The organism is Mycobacterium sp. TH-M106 (assembly GCF_057473765.1).
On the sequence record NZ_JBYCLE010000119.1, the window covers coordinates 1 to 3,860 of the forward strand.

At 66.1% G+C, this 3,860-nt stretch carries 4 protein-coding genes; all 4 read left to right on the forward strand.

Features of this window, described 5'->3' with window-relative positions; translation table 11 throughout:
• A partial coding sequence (locus AC2VOP_RS04135; RefSeq protein ID WP_486959792.1) for a cytochrome P450 occupies positions 1 to 1,221 on the forward strand: 1,221 nt, incomplete at its 5' end.
• A gap of 40 nt (positions 1,222 to 1,261) precedes the next feature.
• Positions 1,262 to 2,047: a 2-keto-4-pentenoate hydratase gene (locus AC2VOP_RS04140; protein WP_486959793.1), complete on the forward strand. Its 786-nt coding sequence runs from the start codon at positions 1,262 to 1,264 to the stop codon at positions 2,045 to 2,047.
• A gap of 8 nt (positions 2,048 to 2,055) precedes the next feature.
• On the forward strand, positions 2,056 to 3,012 hold the full coding sequence (locus AC2VOP_RS04145; RefSeq protein ID WP_486959794.1) for an acetaldehyde dehydrogenase (acetylating): 957 nt from the start codon (positions 2,056 to 2,058) through the stop codon (positions 3,010 to 3,012).
• 73 nt (positions 3,013 to 3,085) lie between these two features.
• Positions 3,086 to 3,860: 4-hydroxy-2-oxovalerate aldolase (gene dmpG / locus AC2VOP_RS04150; RefSeq protein ID WP_486959795.1), on the forward strand; the 775-nt coding region annotated here is incomplete at its 3' end.

Genomic DNA, 3,860 nt, shown 5'->3' on the forward strand with positions numbered 1-3,860 from the left:
TTCACCGACCCCGGCATCCATGCCGAGCGGCTGCCGGTCGAGGAACTGGCCGAGCTGCGCCGGACCGCGCCGATCTGGTGGAACGAGCAGCCGGACGACAAGAGCGGCGGTTTCAAGGACGGCGGCTACTGGGTGGTGACCAAACACGCCGACGTCAAGGAGATCTCGCTGCGCGACGACGTCTTCTCCAGCTGGGAGAACGGCGCCATCCCCCGGTTCAAAGACGACATCGCGCGGGAAGACATCGACGTGGGGCGGTTCATCATGCTCAACCAGGACGCACCGCAGCACACCCGATTACGCAAGATCGTCTCGCGCGCATTCACCCCGCGCCACATCCTGCCGCTGCACGACGACCTCGAACAGCGGGCCCAGGCCATCGCCAAGGCGGCTGCGGCGCACGGCTCCGGCGACTTCGTGGTGCAGGTGGCCTCGGAGCTGCCGCTGCAGGCCATCGCCGGGCTGCTCGGGGTGCCGCAGGAAGACCGCGGCAAGCTGTTCGGGTGGACCAACCAGATGACCTCATACGACGACCCGGAGTTCGCCCACTACGACTCAAAAAACGCGGCGATGGAGATCATCGCCTACGGCTTGGAGCTGGCCGAACAGAAGCGACGCAACCCCGGTCTAGACATCGTTACCACGCTGGTCGAGGCCGATATCGACGGGGAGAAGCTTAACGACGACGAGTTCGGCTTCTTCATCGTCTTGCTAGCGGTGGCCGGCAATGAGACCACCCGCAACTCGATCACCCAGGGCATGATGGCCTTCACCGAACACCCGGATCAGTGGGAGCTGTTCAAAGCCCAGCGCCCGGAGACCGCCGCCGACGAGATCGTCCGCTGGGCCACACCGGTGACGTCGTTCCAGCGCACCGCGCTGACCGACTATGAACTCTCCGGGGTGCAGATCACCAAGGGCCAGCGGGTGCTGATGGTCTACCGCTCGGCCAACTTCGACGAAGACGTCTTCGACGACCCGTTCACCTTCAACATCTTGCGCGACCCGAATCCTCATGTCGGGTTCGGGGGCACCGGGGCCCATTACTGCATCGGCACACATCTGGCCCGGATGACGATTCAGCTGATGTTCGCCGCGATCGCCGACCACATGCCCGACCTGGCGCCCCTGGCCGAACCGGAACGGCTGCGCTCGGGCTGGCTCAACGGCATCAAGCACTGGCAGGTCGACTACACCGGCAAGAGCTCACTGGTCCACTGATCAGATCGACCAAAGTAGAACACGTTATAGAATTGCCGACATGTTGCGTGTCCAGACCCGCGACGAACTCGCCGCCGACTTGGCGCAGGCGGAACGCAGCCGGGTTCCGATCTCACCGCTGACGGAGACGTATCCCGCCATCGACGTGGTAGACGCCTACGAGATCCAGTTGATCAACATCCGGCAGCGGGTTGCCGAAGGTGCCCGGGTGGTGGGGCACAAGGTCGGCCTGTCGTCTGCGGCGATGCAGCAGATGATGGATGTCGACGAACCGGACTACGGACACCTGCTGAACGAGATGCAGGTGTTTGAGGACGTCGCGGTCAAGGCCGAACGGTATCTGTACCCGCGGGTCGAGGTCGAGGTGGCCTTCCTGCTGGCCGAGGATCTGCCCGGCGGCGACTGCACAGAGCAGCACGTGCTGGCCGCCACCGAGGCATTCGCGCCGGCGATCGAGCTGATCGACAGCCGCATCACCGAGTGGAAGATCAAACTGTGCGACACCATCGCCGACAACGCTTCGTCGGCCGGATTCGTGCTCGGTAAGCAGCGGGTGTCGCCGGCCGACATCGACATCAAGAACATCGACGCGGTGCTGACCCGAGGCGGCGAGGTGGTGGCCAAGGGCCGCAGCGACGCAGTGCTGGGCAACCCGGTCACCGCGGTGGCATGGCTGGCGCGCAAGGTGGATGGCTTCGGGGTGCGCCTGCGGGCGGGCGACATCGTATTGCCCGGCACCGCCACCCGGGCTGTCGACGCGCGAGCGGGTGATGTTTTTATCGCCGATTTCGCCGGACTGGGTTCGGTCCGGCTGGCTTTCGAATAGAGGAGCTCATGCCTGACAAAGCGTCAGTCGCCATCGTCGGGTCGGGCAACATCGGCACCGACCTGCTGTACAAGCTGCTGCGCTCGCAGTGGTTGGAACCACGCTGGATGGTCGGCATCGACCCGAACAGCGAGGGTTTGGCGCGGGCGGCCAAACTCGGCCTGGAGACCACCCACGAAGGGGTGGACTGGCTGCTGGCCCAAGACGAGCAGCCCGACCTGGTGTTCGAGGCCACCAGCGCCGCCGTCCACACGGCGGCCGCACCGAAGTACGCCGAGGCCGGGATCCGCGTCGTCGACTTGACGCCGGCCGCGGTGGGTCCCGCGGTGATCCCCCCGGCCAACCTGCACCAGCATCTCGGGGCGCCCAACGTCAACATGATCACCTGCGGCGGGCAGGCCACCATCCCGATCGTCTACGCGGTGTGCCGGGCGGTCACTGCGCCTGCTAAGGCGACTGGGGCCGAAGGGGTCGCCGGCACCGTGCCGTACGCGGAGATCGTGGCATCGGTGGCGTCGGTGTCGGCCGGGCCGGGCACCCGGGCCAACATCGACGAGTTCACCAAGACCACCGCCAAGGGGGTGGAGACCATCGGCGGCGCACAGCAGGGCAAGGCGATCATCATCCTCAACCCGGCCGACCCGCCGATGATCATGCGCGACACCATCTTCTGCGCCATCCCCACCGATGCCGACCGCGAGGCCATCGCCACGTCGATCGACGACGTGGTAGCGCAGGTGCAGACCTATGTTCCGGGCTACCGGCTGCTCAACGAACCGCAGTTCGATGAGCCGTCGCTGAACTCCGGTGGCCGCGCGGTGGTGACGACCTTCGTCGAGGTGGAAGGCGCCGGGGATTACCTGCCGCCGTACGCGGGAAACCTGGACATCATGACCGCGGCCGCGACCAAGGTCGGTGAGGAGATCGCCAAGGAGAGCCTTGCGGTGGCTGGAGGTGCACGATGACCGGCGCCGACGATGCAGTGGGGGTACCTCCCGCTTGCGGGGGACGTAGCGACGAGGAGGAGGTGGCGGCGTCATGAGCACCGGTATTTGGGATGTCCGGATCACCGATACCAGCTTGCGAGACGGCAGCCACCACAAGCGTCACCAGTTCACCAAGGACGAGGTGCACGCCATCGTCGCGGCGCTGGATGCCGCCGGCGTCCCGGTCATCGAGGTGACCCACGGCGACGGGCTGGGCGGGTCGAGTTTCAACTACGGGTTCTCCAAAACCCCCGAGCAGGAACTGATCAAGTTGGCTGCCGACACCGCCAAGGAGGCCAAGATCGCGTTTTTGATGCTGCCCGGGGTGGGCACCAAAGACGACATCATGAAGGCCCAGGACAACGGCGGGTCGATCTGCCGGATCGCCACCCACTGCACCGAGGCCGACGTGTCCATCCAGCACTTCGGTCTGGCCCGCGAACTGGGACTGGAGACTGTCGGCTTTTTGATGATGGCGCACACCGTCGGCCCGGAGAAACTCGCCGAGCAGGCTCGGGTCATGGCCGACGCCGGCTGCCAGTGCGCCTACGTGGTGGACTCGGCCGGCGCACTGGTGCTGGAGGGGGTCGCCGACCGAGTCGCCGCACTCGTCGCCGAACTCGGTCAGGACGCCCAAGTGGGCTTCCACGGGCATGAGAACCTCGGTCTGGGCGTGGCCAACAGTGTCGAGGCGGTGCGCGCCGGGGCTAAGCAGATCGACGGGTCCTGTCGGCGCTTCGGCGCGGGGGCCGGCAACGCGCCGGTGGAGGCGCTGATCGGGGTGTTCGACAAGATCGGTGTCAAGACCGGCATCGACTTCTTCGACA